17 protein-coding genes are annotated in these 18,690 nt (G+C 40.9%); 10 read left to right on the top strand and 7 right to left on the bottom strand.

All coding sequences use genetic code 11. The annotated features are described in order from the left end of the window. Positions 1-65 precede the first annotated feature (65 nt). From FKG96_RS04635 to FKG96_RS04620, 4 genes are all read left to right on the top strand, one after another. Positions 66-1,616, top strand: coding sequence for a bifunctional response regulator/alkaline phosphatase family protein (locus FKG96_RS04635; protein WP_130854498.1), 1,551 nt, complete (start codon positions 66-68; stop codon positions 1,614-1,616). A gap of 92 nt (positions 1,617-1,708) precedes the next feature. After that, positions 1,709-2,155, top strand: a complete 447-nt coding sequence (gene tsaE, locus FKG96_RS04630; RefSeq protein ID WP_013664826.1) for a tRNA (adenosine(37)-N6)-threonylcarbamoyltransferase complex ATPase subunit type 1 TsaE — start codon at positions 1,709-1,711, stop codon at positions 2,153-2,155. A 180-nt stretch (positions 2,156-2,335) separates the two neighbouring features. Then, positions 2,336-3,547, top strand: a complete 1,212-nt coding sequence (locus FKG96_RS04625) for an alanine dehydrogenase (RefSeq protein ID WP_013664825.1) — start codon at positions 2,336-2,338, stop codon at positions 3,545-3,547. Between the two features lie 28 nt (positions 3,548-3,575). After that, on the top strand, positions 3,576-4,538 hold the full coding sequence (locus FKG96_RS04620) for a YihY/virulence factor BrkB family protein (RefSeq protein WP_013664824.1): 963 nt from the start codon (positions 3,576-3,578) through the stop codon (positions 4,536-4,538). Position 4,539: 1 nt separating this feature from the next. Here the strand turns inward: FKG96_RS04620 and FKG96_RS04615 are convergent, their stop codons facing one another. Next, complete coding sequence (locus tag FKG96_RS04615) at positions 4,540-5,478, bottom strand: hydrogen peroxide-inducible genes activator (protein ID WP_013664823.1); 939 nt, start codon at positions 5,476-5,478, stop codon at positions 4,540-4,542. A 104-nt stretch (positions 5,479-5,582) separates the two neighbouring features. On the opposite strand from FKG96_RS04615, the gene FKG96_RS04610 reads away from it, so the two are divergent. Together FKG96_RS04610 and FKG96_RS04605 are read left to right on the top strand one after the other, a co-directional pair. Beyond that, complete coding sequence (locus FKG96_RS04610) at positions 5,583-7,079, top strand: catalase (protein WP_130854499.1); 1,497 nt, start codon at positions 5,583-5,585, stop codon at positions 7,077-7,079. A 648-nt stretch (positions 7,080-7,727) separates the two neighbouring features. Next, positions 7,728-8,582: a transglutaminase-like domain-containing protein gene (locus tag FKG96_RS04605; RefSeq protein WP_130854500.1), complete on the top strand. Its 855-nt coding sequence runs from the start codon at positions 7,728-7,730 to the stop codon at positions 8,580-8,582. Between the two features lie 37 nt (positions 8,583-8,619). Here the strand turns inward: FKG96_RS04605 and FKG96_RS04600 are convergent, their stop codons facing one another. Then, positions 8,620-9,249 carry a hypothetical protein gene (locus FKG96_RS04600; RefSeq protein ID WP_130854501.1) on the bottom strand — a complete coding sequence of 210 codons (630 nt, stop codon included), beginning with the start codon at positions 9,247-9,249 and terminating at the stop codon, positions 8,620-8,622. 893 nt (positions 9,250-10,142) lie between these two features. Beyond that, complete coding sequence (locus tag FKG96_RS04595) at positions 10,143-10,355, bottom strand: hypothetical protein (protein WP_130854502.1); 213 nt, start codon at positions 10,353-10,355, stop codon at positions 10,143-10,145. A gap of 297 nt (positions 10,356-10,652) precedes the next feature. On the opposite strand from FKG96_RS04595, the gene FKG96_RS04590 reads away from it, so the two are divergent. Both FKG96_RS04590 and FKG96_RS04585 read left to right on the top strand, forming a co-directional pair. Continuing rightward, entirely contained in the window at positions 10,653-10,844 is a 192-nt protein-coding gene (locus tag FKG96_RS04590) for a type II toxin-antitoxin system VapB family antitoxin (RefSeq protein WP_013664818.1), read from the top strand. Beyond that, positions 10,841-11,254 (top strand): PIN domain nuclease, encoded by a 414-nt coding sequence (locus tag FKG96_RS04585; RefSeq protein ID WP_130854503.1) that lies wholly within the window; start codon positions 10,841-10,843, stop codon positions 11,252-11,254. The genes FKG96_RS04590 and FKG96_RS04585 overlap by 4 nt, the downstream gene beginning before the upstream one ends. A gap of 145 nt (positions 11,255-11,399) precedes the next feature. Here the strand turns inward: FKG96_RS04585 and FKG96_RS04580 are convergent, their stop codons facing one another. Continuing rightward, positions 11,400-12,488, bottom strand: coding sequence for a hypothetical protein (locus FKG96_RS04580; protein ID WP_130854504.1), 1,089 nt, complete (start codon positions 12,486-12,488; stop codon positions 11,400-11,402). 719 nt (positions 12,489-13,207) lie between these two features. On the opposite strand from FKG96_RS04580, the gene FKG96_RS04575 reads away from it, so the two are divergent. Continuing rightward, positions 13,208-13,993: an O-methyltransferase gene (locus tag FKG96_RS04575; protein ID WP_149105162.1), complete on the top strand. Its 786-nt coding sequence runs from the start codon at positions 13,208-13,210 to the stop codon at positions 13,991-13,993. Positions 13,994-14,067: 74 nt separating this feature from the next. Here the strand turns inward: FKG96_RS04575 and FKG96_RS04570 are convergent, their stop codons facing one another. The 3 genes from FKG96_RS04570 to fumC all read right to left on the bottom strand — a co-directional run bounded on the left by FKG96_RS04570 (position 14,068) and on the right by fumC (position 17,227). Continuing rightward, entirely contained in the window at positions 14,068-15,255 is a 1,188-nt protein-coding gene (locus FKG96_RS04570; protein ID WP_130854506.1) for a BamA/TamA family outer membrane protein, read from the bottom strand. Positions 15,256-15,289: 34 nt separating this feature from the next. Further along, positions 15,290-15,757, bottom strand: coding sequence for a fumarate hydratase (locus FKG96_RS04565; protein WP_149105161.1), 468 nt, complete (start codon positions 15,755-15,757; stop codon positions 15,290-15,292). 72 nt (positions 15,758-15,829) lie between these two features. Next, positions 15,830-17,227 (bottom strand): class II fumarate hydratase, encoded by a 1,398-nt coding sequence (fumC, locus tag FKG96_RS04560; RefSeq protein ID WP_013664812.1) that lies wholly within the window; start codon positions 17,225-17,227, stop codon positions 15,830-15,832. A 247-nt stretch (positions 17,228-17,474) separates the two neighbouring features. Here fumC and FKG96_RS04555 point away from each other — a divergent pair, with 247 nt between their 5' ends. Beyond that, the gene (locus FKG96_RS04555) at positions 17,475-18,662 is read left to right on the top strand and encodes a serine hydrolase (RefSeq protein ID WP_013664811.1); all 1,188 of its coding nucleotides are present in this window, start codon (positions 17,475-17,477) and stop codon (positions 18,660-18,662) included. The last annotated feature ends 28 nt before the right edge of the window (positions 18,663-18,690 follow it).

Below are 18,690 nucleotides of genomic sequence, written 5' to 3'. Positions count from 1 at the left end.
GTAAGTTCGTAATTCTATATTGAGATAGGACATAGGACTTAGAACGTAAAACTTATAACGTAACGATGCAAGAAACAAATATATTATGGGCAGATGATGAGATCGATTTATTAAAGCCTCACATTATGCTGCTCAATGAAAAGGGATATGGTGTAAAAACAGTCACCAATGGACATGATGCCGTTGAAGCTTTCAAAAATTCCTTTTATGATTTAGTATTCTTGGATGAAAATATGCCGGGACTTACAGGTCTGGAAACCTTAGGGATTTTAAAGGGCATTAATCCGACCGTCCCCATGGTAATGATCACGAAGAATGAAGAAGAGTTTCTGATGGAAGATGCAATAGGTTCGCAAATCGATGATTACCTGATTAAACCGGTAAATCCGAAACAAGTTCTATTGACCATCAAAAAGTTCACTGAGAATAAACGCTTAGTAAGCGAAAGAACATCGATGGCTTACCAGCAGGAGTTTAGAACGCTTGGCATGACCCTGAATGATAATCTGGACTTTAATGAATGGGTTGATGTTTATAAAAAATTAGTTTATTGGGAGCTTTCACTCGAAAAATTGGAAGATGAAGGCATGCACGAAATCTTGACCATGCAAAAGGCGGAAGCCAATGCCCAGTTTTCGAAATTTGTTGAAAAGAATTACCTGCATTGGGTCAAAGATCCGGAGAGCGGGCCGGTTTCATCGCCTCAACTATTTAAGAAAAAAGTATTCCCGGTACTGGATAACAAGCCTACCTTTTTCTTTTTAATAGACAATTTACGATATGATCAATGGAAAGTGATACATGAAATCATCGGCAATTACTATCGTATGGATGCGGAGGAGACTTATTACAGTATTTTGCCTACGGCGACCCAATATGCCCGGAATGCTATTTTCAGCGGGATGATGCCGCTTGATATGGAGAAGAACTTTCCGCATATTTGGCAAAACGATGAAGACGAGGGGGGCAAAAATCTACACGAGGAAGAGTTTTTAGCGGCACAAATAAAAAATACGTTTCGGAAAGAATGCAAATTCAGCTACCATAAAATTCTTACACTGGAACAGGGAAGAGACATCACGGACAATCTATCCAATTTGATGGGAAACGACCTTAATGTGCTGGTTTATAATTTCGTCGATATGCTGTCCCATGCCCGGACTGACATGGCCATGATCCGGGAGCTTGCCAGCGATGAAGCAGCCTATCGCTCGCTCACGCTGTCATGGTTCAAACATTCACCACTTTTAGATACCCTAAAATGGCTCGCGCAAAAAAATGTACGTGTCATTCTTACGACTGACCATGGCACGATTCGCGTAAAACATGCAAGTAAGGTAATCGGCGATCGGAACACGAATAGTAATCTTCGTTACAAACAGGGTAAAAATCTAAACTTTATTGATAAGGATGTACTACACATCAAGAACCCACATGAAGCAAAATTGCCGAAACTTCACGTAAGTTCAAGTTTTATATTTGCCAAGGAAGACACCTATTTCGTTTATCCTAACAACTATAACCAGTTTGTCAATTACTTCAACGAAACTTTTCAACACGGTGGTATTTCTCTTGAAGAGATGATCATTCCGTATATTACGTATACACCGAAATGATGAAGGATCGTAATCGGTTTCACCGGTGAGTATTACGAAAAGACTTTAGAAAGCACGTTGCATATCCATGCCGGTTTCTCTAAGTTTGCTTCATGATTCTTACCGTTAACGACATAAGCGAACTACCTGATGTGGCAAAAAAAATACTCCTTTTTGTAGCCGATGATCGGGTAGTTTTGTTTTTCGCTCCAATGGGAGCGGGAAAAACTACACTTATTAAAGAGCTTTGCAAGCAACTACAGGTTACCGACCAAGCAGCCAGTCCAACTTTTTCAATCGTTAACGAGTACCATAGTCCTCAGGGAAACGTTTATCATTTTGATTTTTACCGGTTGAAAGAGGAACAGGAAGCTTTAGATCTGGGTTATGAGGAATACTTCTTCTCAGGAAACTATTGTTTTATTGAATGGCCTGAAAAAATCCCTAATCTCCTACCCGAAGAGGTAGTGAGTGTTACAATTGAGCTCGGAGAAAAAAATGAACGTAAAATTAGGATACAAAAAGGGATTCCATCTTCCCATTTGTCTGAACTTTATTAGCATGCTCCCATTTCTTCATTTATCCTGCTATTTATCTTTTTTTCTGTGTACCGATTAAAATGCTTTCGATCAAAATCGAGCAAGTTTTGCATCCGAATGGCAGACGCAATTATAAAACATGAACGAACTGTAGATACTTTTTCGTAAATTAACCCGATTTTTTGTGTAATTGAGCTCTGTATGACAGAATTATCTAACTTGGCGCGTCAAGCGATGATGCAGCCACAGGAGGCCATGCTAGAAACCGGCAAAAAGAAGAACAGTTTATTAATCGGAATCCCTAAGGAAGTGAGCTTTCAGGAGAACCGTATTGCGCTTACGCCTTTGTCTGTTGCTTTACTTGTAGAGAATGGTCATCAAATTATGTTAGAGTCCGGCGCAGGAAACGGTGCCAACTTTCTGGATCATCACTACAGCGAGCAGGGCGCTATCATTGTTCATGAAAAGGAACGCATTTACACCTGCGACATTATCGTCAAGATTGGGGCTCCCACCTTGGAAGAAATTGATTTAATGAAAACCGGCCAGGTCCTGTTTTCCAGCCAACAACCCTCTTTATTGGGCTTTGAGCATTTAAAAGCCATGATGAAGAAGAAGGTTACGGCGCTATCTTATGAGTATTTGCGGGACGAGGATAACCGGTTAACGGTTGTACGTGCAATGAGCGAAATTGTAGGCGCTACCTCTATTCTAATTGCCGGCGAATATTTAAGTAACGTGTTCCAAGGCAAGGGCCTGATGCTGGGGGGGATTACCGGCGTTCCTCCTACTGAAATAGTCATTATCGGTGCCGGAACGGTTGGAGAGTATGCGACCCGTGCCGCACTCGCCTTAGGTGCACAGGTAAAAGTCTTTGACAGTTCATTATATCGTCTTCGACGCTTACAAAACAATCTAGGGAATAAAGTATTCACCTCGGTTATTCAACCCATTGTACTCCAAAAAGCGGTCCTATCCTGTGACATCGTAATAGGTGCGATGCGCGCCACCAATGGCAGAAGTCCGTGTATTATTACCGAAGAAACCGTTTCTAAAATGAAACCCAACTCTGTGCTGGTTGATGTCAGTATTGACCAAGGCGGTTGTTTCGAGACCTCTCATATAACCAATCACGATTCCCCTGTTTTCAGAAAGTATGATGTTATTCATTACTGTGTTCCCAATATAGCATCTCGTGTTGCCAGAACAGCCACCTATGCGCTGACAAACATTTTCGCACCGATTTTGTTGGATATTGGGGAACAGGGCGGGCTATTGAAAGTTATCTGGAACAAACCGGGTATTCGAAATGCCATTTATCTTTACCAAGGACAGTTAACGAATAAAGATATAGCCAATAAATTTAATTTAACCCCGAAAGATCTCGAATTACTGATTGTATCCCATCGATGATCACTTTAGGTGTTAAATCAAGGCATATATGAAGGTTTTAAGAAAACAGTTTTATAAAGACGCTTTCACTCTACTTAAGGCAACGGTCATTGGCTTCGGTGACGACAAAGTATCGAAAATGAGTGCAGCATTATCTTACTATACCATATTTGCGTTGGCTCCTCTCCTGATCATTATATTGGCTGTTGTTAGCTTTGTTTTGGGTGATGATGCACAACAGGGAAGAATCTTTCAGCAAATAAACGAATATGTCGGGGCTGATGCCGCCGCACTTATACAATCACTTATAAAAGGCTTATCGGTCGGAAAAGGATCCATTATTGCAACCATTATTGGTGTGGGCACATTGATTTACGCATCGACAAAAGTTTTTGTAGAAATGCAGGATTCGCTCAACATGATCTTTAACGTGAAGCCCAAACCAAAAAGAGGTTGGGTAAAACTACTTGTTGATCGTGCGCTGTCTTTTTCCATTGTGCTTATTCTGGGCTTTTTGTTAGTTGTTTCTTTACTCTTGAATGTTGTCATTTCTGTTATTAGCACTACGCTCATCAAGTATCTTCCCGATTTTCAGGTTTTTGGTTTAGACCTTTTCGACGAAACAACCAACATCGCCTTATATCTTGCCAATACCCTTATAACCTTTATTGTTTTATCCGTTCTTTTTGGCTGTATTTTTAAATTCCTTCCAGACGTAAAAATCAAGTGGAAAGACGTACGGTCGGGTGCTTTCTTCACCGCCATCTTATTTATGATCGGCAAGTGGGCGATAGGCTTGTATATGCAGCATGCGGCACCTGCATCCGGATATGGTGCCGCCGGTTCCATAGTAATTATCTTGCTTTGGATAAACTACACATCCTCCATTCTATTTTTCGGCGCTGAGTTTACGGAAAAAAATGCAGAGATGTTCGGAGACGGTATCAAACCCTCCTCCATTGCCGTTCGCATCAATCAGCAGGAGATAACAGGTAATAGTTTCAAGCATTGATTTAACCAATATCCATCACCTCCTTTTTCTTCTTATTTCTAAAACGCTTCGGTAGAATCTGTAGAATTTCACTTTTCAAAGCTTCAATGGCTCTTTTCTTTAGGTAGTTCTGTTGCGTGATTAAACTAATTTCGCGAACCGGTTCGGGCGATTTAAAATAACGCACCTGATCAAGTTCCTTTACAGAAAACTCAGCAATACTCAATTCAGGCATAATCGTTACGCCCGCATTCGTATCCACCATCCGTTTTAGGGTTTCTACACTGCCGGTGTTATATTCGAAGGAATCGTCCGGGTTCATCGTTTTCCTCCTATTGCAGATATTCAGTACCTGATTCCGCATACAGTGCCCTTCGTTCAGTAACCAAAGTTTTTCATTCAATATATCACTTGCAGTAACGGCTTTTTTCTTTGACAAACTGCTTTCTTTAGCTATATAAGCAACAAACGTTTCATAGAACAAGGGGTGTTCCTGCAAATTGGGCTCGTGGATCGGTGTCGACAAAATACCGCAATCTAATACCCCTGTTTTTAACTCCCTGACTATCTTTTCTGTTGTATACTCCCATACATGCAAATGCAATTTCGGATATTTCTCCATGAAATTGCCTAATACCTTTGGTAATAGATACGGGGCAACCGTCGGAATCACACCGATTTTTAATTCACCTTCCACCTCGCCTTTCTTATAAGCGACAATCTCTTTAATTTTCTGGCTCTCTAAAACCGCCACTCTCGCTTGTCGGATGATTTCTTCTCCGATTTCGGTAGGCACAATAGGCTGCCGGGTCCTATCAAAAATCCGAACACCTAAAGATTCTTCTAATTTTTGAATCTGCATACTCAATGTAGGCTGCGTTACAAAACACTTATCTGCAGCGGCCACAAAACTTCTATATGTATCAACAGCTATAATATATTCTAATTGAACAAGCGTCATAATATAAATTTTGATTATACAAACATAGCAAAATTCGATGTAAGATGTTCATACCGAAGCACTACCTTTGGTCGACAGAGGAATCATACTAAACAATTTTACACATGGAAGAGAAAAAGAAGTTAACAACTGCCTCGGGTATTCCCGTCACTAACAATGAAGACTCGATGACCGTTGGGCCACGCGGCCCTATATTATTGCAGGATTTTCACCTGCATGAAAAAATGGCCCATTTTAATCGCGAACGAATTCCCGAACGCGTGGTGCACGCTAAAGGTTCGGGTGCTTATGGCACATTTACCGTAACCCAGGACATCACCACCTACACAAAAGCTAAAATTTTTAATGAGATAGGCAAAAAAACGCGTTTGTTTTTACGCTTTTCAACGGTTGGAGGGGAAAAAGGTTCAGCTGATACAGAAAGAGATCCACGCGGCTTTGCCGTTAAGTTCTATACGGAAGACGGCAATTGGGATCTCGTCGGCAATAATACACCGGTTTTCTTTGTAAAAGATCCAAAAAAATTCAGCGACTTTATCCATACACAGAAGCGTGATCCGCAAACCAATATGAAAAGCGCAACGATGTTGTGGGATTTCTGGTCGTTAAACCCGGAGAGTCTGCATCAGGTGCTTATACTGATGTCAGACCGGGGCACACCTGTAGGATATCGTCACATGCACGGTTTTAGCAGTCACACATTCTCTTTCATCAATAGCAATAATGAGCGTGTATGGACCAAGTTCCATTTCAAAACGGAACAGGGCATTAAAAATTTCACCAATGACGAAGCGATGCGCATGCGGGGAGAAGATCCTGATTTTGCACAGCGCGATTTATTTGAAGCGATTGAACGCGGCGATTTCCCTCGCTGGAAACTATATATACAGATAATGACGGAGGAACAGGCGAAGGCCTTTCGCTGGAATCCCTTTGACTTAACCAAAATTTGGCCTCAGAGAGAGTATCCTTTACAAGAAGTGGGCGTTTTAGAACTGAATGAAAATCCATCCAATTATTTTGCCGAAGTAGAACAGGCGGCCTTCGCACCGGCACATGTTATTGACGGTATTAGCTATTCGCCCGACAAGATGTTGCAGGGGCGGATTTTGTCTTATCCGGATGCCCATCGTTATCGATTAGGTGTAAATTATGAGCAAATTCCGGTAAACAGGTGCCCTTTTATGGTAGCCAATTATCAACGGGATGGCTATATGCGCGTAGACGGAAATGGAGGCTCCACGCCAAACTATTTCCCCAACAGCTTTGATAGCATCTATGAAGATGAAAGCTACAAACAGCCTGCATGGAATTTAGAAAGCGATATTGCCGATTGGTATAACCGCAACGCGCCGGGCGAGGATGATCACTATACGCAACCTGGAAATCTTTTCAGATTGATGACACCGGAAGCCAAACAAAACACCATTCATAATATCGTGACCTCAATGAAGGGTATCACCGGCTCCAAGAAGGAGCTCATTATTAACCGACAGCTGTGTCACTGGTTTAGAGCCGATGTGCAGCTCGGCATGGCCATTGCGCAGGGATTGGGGCTAAGTATGGAATCACTCAGTCAACATATGCCACAAGCTCAATAAACAAAACCAACCATCCAGGGGAGAGACAGGTCCTCTCCCCTGATTATGTAAACCTATATTTCAGGTACCATAAGGTTTTTAAACGCCTTTATAGGATTCGTCTAAAAAGCAATGGTGACAGGAAGGTTGAGTGCATTTAAAAAGAACCTTTTTCTTAGTCAAATTTATCGTGTTCTTTTTGTCTTAACACAAAAAGAACCAAAAAAGTCAAGGCGTGTGTAGGCTACCTTGCAACCGATGGCAAAGCATCGCTGGCGCGTATTGGAGCCGTTTCACTTCCTCAATCCGCTTGGATATTGCCGTATGAACAGACGTGCAAATGCTTTGCGGCTCGTTGCGTCGGTATCCTCCAAGGCCGATCTTCCAGCGCACAGGGCTATATTTAGGGCTGAAGAAATAATACGTCCGGTTAAAAGTAAAAGCCCTACGTTCTGCTAAAATATCGCCTAGGAAATTTGCGGTTTGCACGTTGAGGCACTATCGTTGTAGCAAAGTTCCAAGTGATGGGTTTTTGGTTACTTTTTGCGGAAAAAAGTGACAAAAATAATCGTTCTTTTAATTTAAACATCCTATTGAATACGAGTGTGGTAACCTCGGTAGAGAAGCAACTCATAACACACAAATCACAACTTATTTTTATCTTTGTATATGCTTAATAACAAAGAGATAAATTCCTTGATACATCTATTAGACGATCCGGATGAAGAGGTATTTCGGCACGTTGAGGAGAAGTTGTTAACACTAGGGACAGCGGTTATTGCTCCGTTGGAAGCTGCTTGGGAAAAATCATTTGATTCTTTTCTTCAGTCGAGGATAGAGAACCTAATTCATAAAATCCAGTTTGAACAGGTTTTTAATGAATTGGAACTTTGGTATATGGGCGGGGGGTTTGATTTATTGCAGGGCTTGATTATTGTCAATAAATATCAATATCCCGATCTGGAAGATCAAACCATCATCAATCAAGTAGAAGAAATTAAGCGCGATGCTTGGCTGGAAATGATGTATAACATGAGCGCTGTGGAGAAAGTACGTTTATTAAATAACGTATTTTACAATATGCATGGCTTCAAAGGTAATACCAAAAATTACCACGATCCGCAAAATTCATACATCGGTAAAGTGCTGGAAACGAGGAGAGGAAACCCGATTTTATTAGCAGCACTATATAGTATTGTAGCGCAGCGTTTGGATATCCCAATTTATGGTGTCAATTTGCCACGCCACTTTATATTGGCTTATATGGACGAACAAATTAAGGCCGACGAAGCAGGAGTTCTTTTTTATATCAATGCTTTTAATAGGGGCCAGATATTTGGAAGACATGATGTCTTATCGTTTTTAAAGCAACTTAATTTGCCTAATGATGAACAATTCTTTTTGCCGTGTGATAACTTGGCGATCGTCAGCCGTGTCTTGCGTAATCTATTAGCTTCCTATAATCAAGCAGGCAGCTTAGAAAAAGCCGCTGAAATACAACGTTTATTGGGTATTTTCGGGTAAAGGCAAGGAGCCGAATTCGCCGGCCCCTTGCTCGGTATTATCTCGCCATTAAGCTAACGGCTTCACTCCAATCACTTACACCTTTTCCATTACGGGCACGCACGCGTACGCGGCAAACAACACCGGGAATCAGCGGAGCGATAATGTTGTTACGAGACGAAGTAGTAGATAAGATGTCGCCCCATAATATGTTTCCATTATCGTCTACTTCGGTAGCATAGCAGTATTCGTACTCCCAGGCTTTTTTAACCGGGTTAAAATCGAAGCGAATTTGTCCGCTCTGTGCGGTATCGCTCAGACGAAGACGCTCTGGTATAGCAGGAGCAATCAACGAGGACCGAAGCGGCTTTACGGGAAAGCCCGAACTTAAAATAATATGTAAGGCCCCGTCTGCAACGGCATCCACATAAAACGCTAATTGCCTAAGTCCTTTCTCGAGTGCCTGGCGACTCACATTTTTTTCACTGGTGTTCAAAGGACTACCCTTCCGGGTAGCCGCCAGTTTGAGCCGATAATCATCAAGGAGTAACTGTATATCTGTCAACGCCGGAACGGGCGTTTCGAAATTTGGATTGTCCGTCATGGCGGTAATGACGGTTGTTCCTAAAGTTGCCATGGCGTCGTCTGCGATATTACTAAATCCTATAGCGATGTATCTATTTTGCATATTTAAAAAATTAAAAATTAAAAAATAAAAAGTAAAAAGCTTGTCTCCCGAAGGGATGGCCTATTACTTAAAGCCTATCGCCTATTGCACATTTACGTTGGCTTGGACGGATGTTTTCTCTTTGTTATCATCTACTTATATTTGTATAAGTCCATCAACCGCTGATGAACAAAACAAAATTGAGTAGAATCAAAAAAAGCCATGTCCGAAAATGACGCATATGGCGTTTTTGTCGTTTTTTGACGCTTTTGTCCGATAAAAGAGGAGGAAAAGTACGTTTAAGGATGACCAAATCGAACGCTCTATTGACTAAATTTATTCCAAATCCATATAGATTTAATACAATCTTGATCGTTGTTAATATAAACTTAGAAAGGTCTGACAGAACGTTATAGAACTTTGTCACAACTGTGAACAACGTTAGAACAATTTTAACCAATTATGGGGTAATCTTGTTTGTGTTTAATTCAAACTTGATTAAGATTACGACAAACTTGGTCTAGTTTATAACAACATTGTTCATTGTTATTGCAAACGTAAACAAGTTTGCTATTTCTTTAGTTAAGTTTATAGCAGAGATGAGCAAGGTTAAAGCAAGCTTGATCAAAAGTGTCTCAACTTATCTTAAAATTACCTTCATATTGTTTGTATTTACTTCAAACGCTTCTACCTTCATAACAAACTAATACGTGTTAAGGATAAACTTAAGCATGTTTATCTCAAACTTATTTGCGTTTGTCTTAAACTTAATTGTGTTTATCCCAGTCTTACTGACATTTATTAAGGCTTTCTAGACCTTAGGTGTGCCGCAAACAAAAAAAGCCGCGGGCAATTGCCGCGGCTTACCAAGAAATTTTTTTACATCGGAGCAATCCCATTGTTCATCTATCCACTCAATTCCGGTTAATCTTCAGAAAGGCAGCTATTTTTGATACAGGCGTATCGAGGTATTCTGCAACATGATATACCGTAACGGGCTGCTGCTTTTCCAAAGCATACATGTCGCGGATCAACTGCATATGGCGTTGGCATGTACGCATGCTCTTGCCCAAGATCAGCTGTAGATCCGCGGTAAAAACAGATAATCGACGTAAATTTACTTCCATATCCTCCATTTTTGCTATCACAAATTTAGCAGCTACCATAAGCAAAAGCAAGCATAAGCGCAATAAAACACGGCTTTTATTGAATTTTTATCAAATTTTAAATACATGTCGTACAAGCTTTTCAATTTTCGTAATGCTTGATCAAATACTCATTATGAAAATGTTAAGGTTTTTGTAACAAAGAGGGCATTGAAACATAGAAAAATAGATAAATCACACAGTTCGGGTCAAAGCCTTTTAAACTAGCCGTAATGTGTATAAATTTTATTATCTTTACACATAGTAAAAATTACAGAAATGAGAACTAATATAGAGCTAGACGAAAACCTCATTCAACAGGCGCTTCAAATAAGTAAACTAAGGACAAAGAAAGAAGTCGTTCATGAAGCATTAAAGCAATATATTGCCTCTCTGAAACGAAAAAGCATTATAGCGTTGAGAAAGAAGGGCACTTGGGAAGGAGATCTCGACCAGATGCGTAGCCTATGAGGAGTTCTTTGCTTTTTGATACGTCGGTATGGGTTGATTTCCTGAACAAAAATGACACACCGCAAGCTTTATTATTGCAAGAATATATAGAAACGGATCGTGAGGTATTACTTACGCCCACCATTGTTCAAGAAATTCTCCAGGGAATACGTGAGGATTCAACTTATACAGAAATAAAGGAAGCACTATCCTATTTCACTTTATTGGAATTGCCTCCACGACGAGCAGCCATAGGTGCAGCAGACCTGTTTCGATCTCTACGCAAAAAAGGAGTGACCATACGTAAGAGCAACGATTGCCTAATTGCCTATTATGCTGTTTCCTTTTCAGTTCCCCTAGTTCATACCGATCGAGATTTTGATCATATAAGTAAATACAGCAAATTGAAGATCTGGAAGCAAAAAAATTAAAAGATATGCAATTAGGGGTTACCTATGTCAAATAGGGTTCTTCATCCGCTTATTGAGCTATTTCATTTACTGCTATCTATGATAGACACAATTAGATTCAATCTTTGAGCTATTTATAAACAAAGTCTGATGTTCGCTTTATGAGTTACTCATTCGGTCCCCGAGAATCAAGATACATAAATTCTGGCGTTAAAGATAACGCCCTGCTTGTCTCGGGTTCGATATTCCCATTAGCATCTAATGCAAATCTTATGAGTCGCCTTGCTCGATCGATGACATATATGAACTGGTTTCGATTGGGTAAATCGGTGATTGCAACGTCTATTGGGTCCACCAAACCAGTAGCTGCTCCGGTAATAATTCTTGTTGGTGTAATCGTTCCACCAGCCATTATCGCTTGCTTTGCATTCTCGATAACATAAATTTTTCCATCCACACTATTATTACTTGGATTATCCGTGAGTTTCGCAGGACCTAAATCGGAAAGAACCAGGATATCAAGTCTCGGAGAATAAGTAATACCTCGAATATCATTTGCTCCCGCAATGGTGATTGTATAATTTGGTTTAGCGTTGTTAATAAAAGTGTCTTGTATGGAAGCAATATCTTTTAATGCAAAACCCCATATTTCTTTGGTATTCCCTTGCATCGACAGCAATAGCAAAGAATCACTTGTATTAAGTGTCATATTTGTTGAAATACCCCAAGGAAGATTTGCCAGTTTAAGCCTTTTTCTTGGGGATTGCTGTCCCACCAGCCGCGAAGGATTATAGTATATGTTTAAGGAAGCGCTGTCTGGATGATCATTCGTAATAAATAACTGATCGGATTTGTTATCGTAACGAATGGCACGAGGCATATAAAGGTGAATAGTGTCCTTAAAGCTGCGCGTGGAAGTACCTATAACTCCAGCATCATTCACCGAGAAATACTTAATAGTAGTATCGTTTCTACTGACCTGAAAACCTTGTCTTAAATCAGGGCTATATGTGATACCCATTCCAAGCCGAGGCTGCGTATTCGCGCCGCTGGGAGCTGGTATATAACCGGCGCTATCCGCAGGATCAATCACTACCGCGTTTTGATAAACCTGCGTATCCGAATTAGCGATATCCGAAAACGATATATACAGCCTAGAGATAGGCGTTGCGGGATAGATCGGCTCATCATCTACCCGTTTACAGGAAGTCCACAGGCAGAGGATAATCAGGTTTAGCGCGAATATACGGTTCATTTGCATCGAGTACATTTTTTCTTGGAAATCGAAAACAATGTCCTTCATCATTTCCGGCTTCGGTATTTTACTATATAACGGCAACAAGGCAGAAAATTGCACAGCTGCAAACAAAAATAGTATAGCAAACTTAGATAAACTTTCTTTTATAAAAAAGTTTATCCATCTATTCTTAAAACAGAGCATTTACCGCGGGATAGTGCTTATATTAAAGGAACCTTTTTGTTTTTCTTTTTTTCCGCAAAAAAGAAACAAAAAACTCCTCGCTTGGAACTTTGCTACAACGGTGGTGCATCAACATGCAAACCGCAAATTTCCTAGGCGATACTTTAGCAGAACGTAGGGCTTTTACTTTTAACCGGACGTATTATTTCTTCAGCCCTAAATATAGCCCTGTGCGCTGGCAAAACGGCCTTGGAGGATACCGACGCAACGAGCCGCAAAGCATTTGCATGTCTGTTCATATGGCAATATCCAAGCGGATTGAGGAAGTGAAACGGCTCCAATACGCGCCAGCGATGCTTTGCCATCAGATGCAAGGTAGCCTACACAAGCCTTGATTTATTCACTTTTGTTTGTTTTCAGATGAGTTCATGAGCTCATCGCTCTGCTCTTCGGTTTTGTCGGCTTTTTATCAAGAAAAAGCTGATTAAGAAAAAAGTTCCTTTTCTTTCAAAGAGAAAAGAACAAATATAAAAGCTTTATCTTTGCTGCCGTATATGGCAAACTACCGTTTCTTCATTGATTATCTAATACACAAATTCTCCGCTAAAACACGCCATGGTGTGCATTCTCCATTTGTTTATAAACTTGTTGATGAGGTTATATATGATTTTTCAACTAAACCTTACGAAGAAGAAATCGAAAGAAAGCGGCAAGCGCTAAAGAAGGACACACGAATTATCACGGTAACCGACTATGGTGCCGGTTCGATGATGAATAATGGAAAACAAAAGGCCGTAGGTTTGATTGCGAAGAATGCCTTGAAGCCAAAACGGGTTGCACAGCTTATTGCTCGATTAGCCAACCGCTTTGCACCGGTAACCATTATAGAATTAGGCACTTGCCTAGGAATCACCACTGCCTACCTAGCCAAGGCTAATCCTAATGCCTCCATCACAACAGTAGAGGGTTGCCCGGAGACTGCGGCTGTTGCCCGGCAAACCCTCGATGAGCTTGGTGCGTCGCAGGTCCAACTGAAAATAGGAAACTTTGATATAATCCTACCGCAGCTTATTCAAGAGCAGGAAAAAATTGACTTTCTCTTTTTAGATGGTAATCATCGGAAGGAGGCGACTTTAAATTATTTTTATCATTGCCTACCTAAAGTTCATGAACAGACTGTACTGATCTTTGACGACATTTATTGGAGTGATGGCATGAAAGAGGCTTGGCAGGAAATCAAAAACCACCCACAGGTAACTTTAACAATCGACCTATTTTTCATTGGCTTGGTTTTCTTCAAAAAAGGCCAGGAAAAAGAACATTTTAAGATTAGTTACTAGTAGGCCATCAGTTTTCGGAAATGAGTTATCAGCTTTATTTTTAGCTGATTACCGATTGCTGATAGCCGATCACTCTAAAACGCTTCGCCGAGCGATAAATAAAAGGCTGATTGCTGCGGCTCTCCGGGACGTTTTTCGCCTATACCGTAATCAATCCGGATGCTCGAATTATGTTCCAGATCAAAGAAGTAGCGCAAACCACCACCGAAAGAAGGTTTCAGCGATGAAAAGTCTATCTTTTTATTGTAGACCGTCCCAGCTCCCATAAAGGCCGTAAAACCAATACGTGGATGAACGCGATAGCGCAACTCTGCCTGCGAGGTCATCAATGTCTTGTCTCGGTATCTACCTGGATAATACCCTCGCATGACTTCATCACTTCCTAGCTGCGGAAATAAATAGAATGGCACATTGCCGAAGTATTCATCGTAGGTGGCATGTAGGCCAAGCGTTAACTTCGGTGTTAACGGAAAGAAGGCACGTAAGTCGAAATCCAAGCGACTTCCCTCAAAGTTATTCCCTCCCCAGAAATCAGGCATATAATGATAGACTGCCCGCGCATAGTAGCCCTTGGTAGTGTAGATATTTGTGTTACGGCTATCATACAACTGCGAGATTCCAAAGGCCAGGTATTTTCCACCTTCTTTACCATACAGTGGTGTCCAGTCGTAAATACCACCGGGAGCCTCGTCATTATATTCATAGTTCTCGTAAATCAAGCCGAGACCCACATAATAATTTTTAACAATCTTCTTTTCCCCTTCCAACCTGAGCCTAAACAATCGTTGAACCAAGGAGTCTTTATCTGCTTTTCGAGTTTGATCACCAATTCCATAAAAATTGAATGGAAAATCCTTATACCTTATCTCTGAAATGATATGATAATCATTGCCTTTTGTCCATATATCGGATGTCAATTTAAGATTCGATTGCTTTTTTGTGGTTAACGACCCCTGCAATACAATGCTGGACGTTCGGATGAGCGTATCGCTTTTATCAATATAGAAGTTGTAAATACCGGAAAGTCCATACTCTAGGCCGGTTTCCGGTGCATATCCCAATAAAGGCAACACCACAAAACCAGCTGATCGCGTAGAATCTTTTTCTGACGAGATGAATTTCTGGACCAGTTTACTCTGCATCAATTTGCCGTTCATGAACCTTTGATAGAGTCCGGGCTTCTTCTCCTGTGCGATTATATTGAGAGACGAGAGGCAAAGAATAGCTGTTCCAAGCAGGAACCGTTGAGCTAACATTCTCATAAAAAAACGAGCAAAAAATCTAAAATGTTTAATATCAAAGAGGTTTGGGCACACAGGTAATGTGCTCAATTTTCCTCAGATTAACCGGTGTTTGATAGTATTGGCTTTCGAGGTAAAGCGAGTCGGCCGTATGTTTTACTAACTTAAACCGGGGCAAAAATTGACCGATACGATGGCAGCCCGATAATTTCTGACGCCAGTTACTTCGGGTAAATGTAGATTCTATCAATAAGCTATCATTTCTAACCAGATACACTCCCCTAGCGTATTCTTCCCACTGTCCATCGCCGTAACAAGAATCAACTACCGTTCTTACCTTGCTAAAGGTTTTTAAGGTAATATAGACCGAGTCACAAGTAAACTTAAGACGATATAAACTGTAGGTCAATAGCTGATCTTGGTGGGCTATGGAGTCTTGCACCCACACCCCTTGTAAATAGGGCTCACCCTCTCCCTGTATATTCGGATTAAACTTGCAGGCAGAACAAAGCAATAAGCACATACCTACAAGCGTAAGGTATGTGCTTTTAAATATTAAATAATGATTCCGAGTCCTCATTATCCTTTAGAACCCCTATTTCAAACCACCGATCATATCTTCGGGGCGCACCCATTGATCAAATTGCTCATTGGTAAGTAGCTCGAGTTCTAAGGCCGCTTCGCGCAGCGACTTATTCTCTTTATGGGCCTTCTTCGCAATTTTGGCAGCGTTCTCATAACCGATATGCGGATTCAGGGCCGTAACCAGCATGAGTGAATTTTCCACATGTTTTTTAATACCATCATAGTTCGGCTCAATGCCGATCGCACAGTGATCATTAAAGGAAACGCAAGCTTCACCAATTAATCTCGCCGACTGGAGGAAATTGGCAGCCATTAAAGGCTTAAAGACATTTAGTTCATAATGGCCATTAGCACCTCCTATGGTAATGGCTACGTCATTTCCCATTACCTGTGCAGCGACCATCGTTAGGGCCTCGCACTGGGTAGGGTTCACTTTACCTGGCATAATAGATGAGCCGGGCTCGTTCTCCGGAATAAAGATCTCTCCGATGCCCGAACGCGGCCCGGAAGCTAGCATACGGACGTCATTTGCAATCTTCATAAGGGATACCGCCAGTTGTTTTAATGCGCCGTGACTTTCAACAATGGCATCATGAGCAGCCAGAGCTTCAAATTTATTTTCAGCGGTACGGAAGGGTAATTGCGTAAATTCCGCAATGTATTTGGCAACATTGACATCATACCCTTTCGGTGTATTAATCCCGGTACCTACCGCTGTACCGCCCAATGCCAGCTCAGAAAGGTGCGAAAGTGTATTATTTAAAGCTTTTAATCCGTAATTTAGTTGGGCTACATAGCCTGAAAATTCTTGGCCCAGCGTTAAAGGTGTAGCATCCATTAAGTGGGTACGGCCAATTTTTACAACATCTTTAAATTTATCAGACTTCTCTTTCAGTGTATCCCTAAGTTTTTCAACGCCTGGAATAGTAGTTTCCACCAACATCTTATAAGCTGCGATATGCATCGCTGTCGGATAGGTATCATTCGACGATTGCGACTTGTTTACATCATCATTCGGATGGATAAAAGTTTTTCCTTCTCCCAATTTATTTCCCTGAATAACGTGTGAACGGTTGGCAATCACTTCATTCACGTTCATATTGGATTGTGTCCCGGAACCGGTTTGCCAAATTACCAAAGGAAATTCACCGTCGTGTTTTCCTTCAAGTATCTCATCACAAACCTGCGCTATTAAATCCCGCTTTTCTGCCGGTAACACGCCTGCATCTGTATTGGTAAAAGCTGCGGCTTTCTTTAAGTAAGCAAAAGCGCGGATGATTTCTTTAGGCATCGAACCTTCCGGACCAATTTTAAAATTCTCGTGGGATCTTTCAGTTTGGGCTCCCCAATACTTATCGGCAGGCACCTTCACCTCGCCCATTGTATCGCGTTCAATTCTATATGACATGTTTATACGTTATGATATTGTTATTCCATCATCAACATGGGTTTGTGGCCACGTTGATTTATCCTTACAAAGTTATAAAACTTATACACTTGACCATATTTGCGCGCTAATTGTTTTTATTTTTCCTATTTCTTATTACATTATGCATACAGGCTGTGTAAAAATTTCATTAAATTAGCAATTAACACAATATTTTATCAATTTCGCCATTCCTATGATGTTGTACTTTTAATAGCAAATTCATTACGTGTTGAGACGATTATTACTATTTTCACTCCTTTCCTTTATTATATTCGCCGCTTGCAATTCTGCTGAAGAAAAAAAGGCGCAGCAAGCCAAAGAACAAGCAATTACCGATAGTATCAAGCTCATATACCACCCTCGGGATGCAAATAAAGAGGTAGATGCTTTTATGCAGAAACTTCATAAGAAATCGGCGTTTAATGGCAATGTACTGATAGCAAAAAAAGGAAAGATTATTTACGAAAATGCATTTGGTTGGGCTGATTATCTGCGTAAGGACAGCTTGAAGATTCGCTCTCAGTTTGAATTGGCTTCGGTTTCTAAACCATTAACTGCTACCGGTATTTTACTATTGGTACAAGAGGGTAAATTAAAGCTCGACCAGCAAGTGAAGGAGTTTTTCCCCGACTTCCCCTATGAAGGCATTACCGTCCGGATGCTACTAACGCATCGATCGGGCTTGATCAATTATGTTTATTTTACGGATGACCTATGGCCCGATAAGAAAAAAGGGATGACCAACATGGACGTTATGAAGATTCTTGCTGAGCGTAAGCCGGCACCCTATGCCAAACCCGACACTCGGTTTCATTACAACAACTCCAACTTTATGATACTGGGGGCAATTATAGAAAAGGTAAGCGGTCAATCATTTACGGTATTTATGCAAGAGAATATCTTTAGACCCGCGGGAATGAAGAATACGCATGTTTACTCTAAAGCTGATTATGAAAAAATACCTACCGATGTTGTCGGCCATGACAAGGTTTGGCGGAGGTCTGTTGTTCAAAATTTTCACGACGGCCCCGTGGGCGATAAGGGAATTTATAGCACCGTGGAAGATTTATTTCTTTTTGATCGTGCTATGCGTGAAGGGCGATTAATCAATCAAAGTTGGCAAGACTCTGCTTACGCACCACATAACAAAAAGTCCATCAAAGGTGTGTTTAATTATGGCTTTGGTTGGCGTACCTTTGAGCAAGGAAAGGAGCATGTTGTATACCATACAGGTTGGTGGCATGGTTTTAAAAACTTATATGTTAGAGATTTGAAAAACGATGTTACCATTGTTTTGTTAAGTAATATGGCGAACGGAAGTCTTACACATTTAGACGATCTATTTAAAATATTGGATATGCCCGTTATCAGGCAAGGCGCTTATAACGGTAGTGGAGATTATGTTGGAGAATAGGGACTAGTTGAGTGGGGAAATGGTTGAG

Origin of the sequence: Olivibacter sp. LS-1 (assembly GCF_008245145.1) — a bacterium.
In the GTDB taxonomy this organism is placed as follows: domain Bacteria; phylum Bacteroidota; class Bacteroidia; order Sphingobacteriales; family Sphingobacteriaceae; genus Olivibacter; species Olivibacter oleidegradans.
The sequence above is the reverse complement of the archived record's forward strand: the minus strand, read 5'-3'. Positions and strand labels throughout refer to the sequence as shown.

What these genes read in the sequence shown, in the direction of transcription:
- FKG96_RS04635 (WP_130854498.1), top strand. Translation starts at nt 66, where the DNA reads ATGCAAGAAACAAATATATTATGGGCAGATGATGAGATCGATTTATTA.
- tsaE (WP_013664826.1), top strand. Translation starts at nt 1,709, where the DNA reads ATGATTCTTACCGTTAACGACATAAGCGAACTACCTGATGTGGCAAAA.
- FKG96_RS04625 (WP_013664825.1), top strand. Translation starts at nt 2,336, where the DNA reads ATGACAGAATTATCTAACTTGGCGCGTCAAGCGATGATGCAGCCACAG.
- FKG96_RS04620 (WP_013664824.1), top strand. Translation starts at nt 3,576, where the DNA reads ATGAAGGTTTTAAGAAAACAGTTTTATAAAGACGCTTTCACTCTACTT.
- FKG96_RS04615 (WP_013664823.1), bottom strand. Translation starts at nt 5,478, where the DNA reads ATGACGCTTGTTCAATTAGAATATATTATAGCTGTTGATACATATAGA.
- FKG96_RS04610 (WP_130854499.1), top strand. Translation starts at nt 5,583, where the DNA reads ATGGAAGAGAAAAAGAAGTTAACAACTGCCTCGGGTATTCCCGTCACT.
- FKG96_RS04605 (WP_130854500.1), top strand. Translation starts at nt 7,728, where the DNA reads ATGCTTAATAACAAAGAGATAAATTCCTTGATACATCTATTAGACGAT.
- FKG96_RS04600 (WP_130854501.1), bottom strand. Translation starts at nt 9,249, where the DNA reads ATGCAAAATAGATACATCGCTATAGGATTTAGTAATATCGCAGACGAC.
- FKG96_RS04595 (WP_130854502.1), bottom strand. Translation starts at nt 10,355, where the DNA reads ATGGAAGTAAATTTACGTCGATTATCTGTTTTTACCGCGGATCTACAG.
- FKG96_RS04590 (WP_013664818.1), top strand. Translation starts at nt 10,653, where the DNA reads ATGAGAACTAATATAGAGCTAGACGAAAACCTCATTCAACAGGCGCTT.
- FKG96_RS04585 (WP_130854503.1), top strand. Translation starts at nt 10,841, where the DNA reads ATGAGGAGTTCTTTGCTTTTTGATACGTCGGTATGGGTTGATTTCCTG.
- FKG96_RS04580 (WP_130854504.1), bottom strand. Translation starts at nt 12,488, where the DNA reads ATGAACCGTATATTCGCGCTAAACCTGATTATCCTCTGCCTGTGGACT.
- FKG96_RS04575 (WP_149105162.1), top strand. Translation starts at nt 13,208, where the DNA reads ATGGCAAACTACCGTTTCTTCATTGATTATCTAATACACAAATTCTCC.
- FKG96_RS04570 (WP_130854506.1), bottom strand. Translation starts at nt 15,255, where the DNA reads ATGAGAATGTTAGCTCAACGGTTCCTGCTTGGAACAGCTATTCTTTGC.
- FKG96_RS04565 (WP_149105161.1), bottom strand. Translation starts at nt 15,757, where the DNA reads ATGTGCTTATTGCTTTGTTCTGCCTGCAAGTTTAATCCGAATATACAG.
- fumC (WP_013664812.1), bottom strand. Translation starts at nt 17,227, where the DNA reads ATGTCATATAGAATTGAACGCGATACAATGGGCGAGGTGAAGGTGCCT.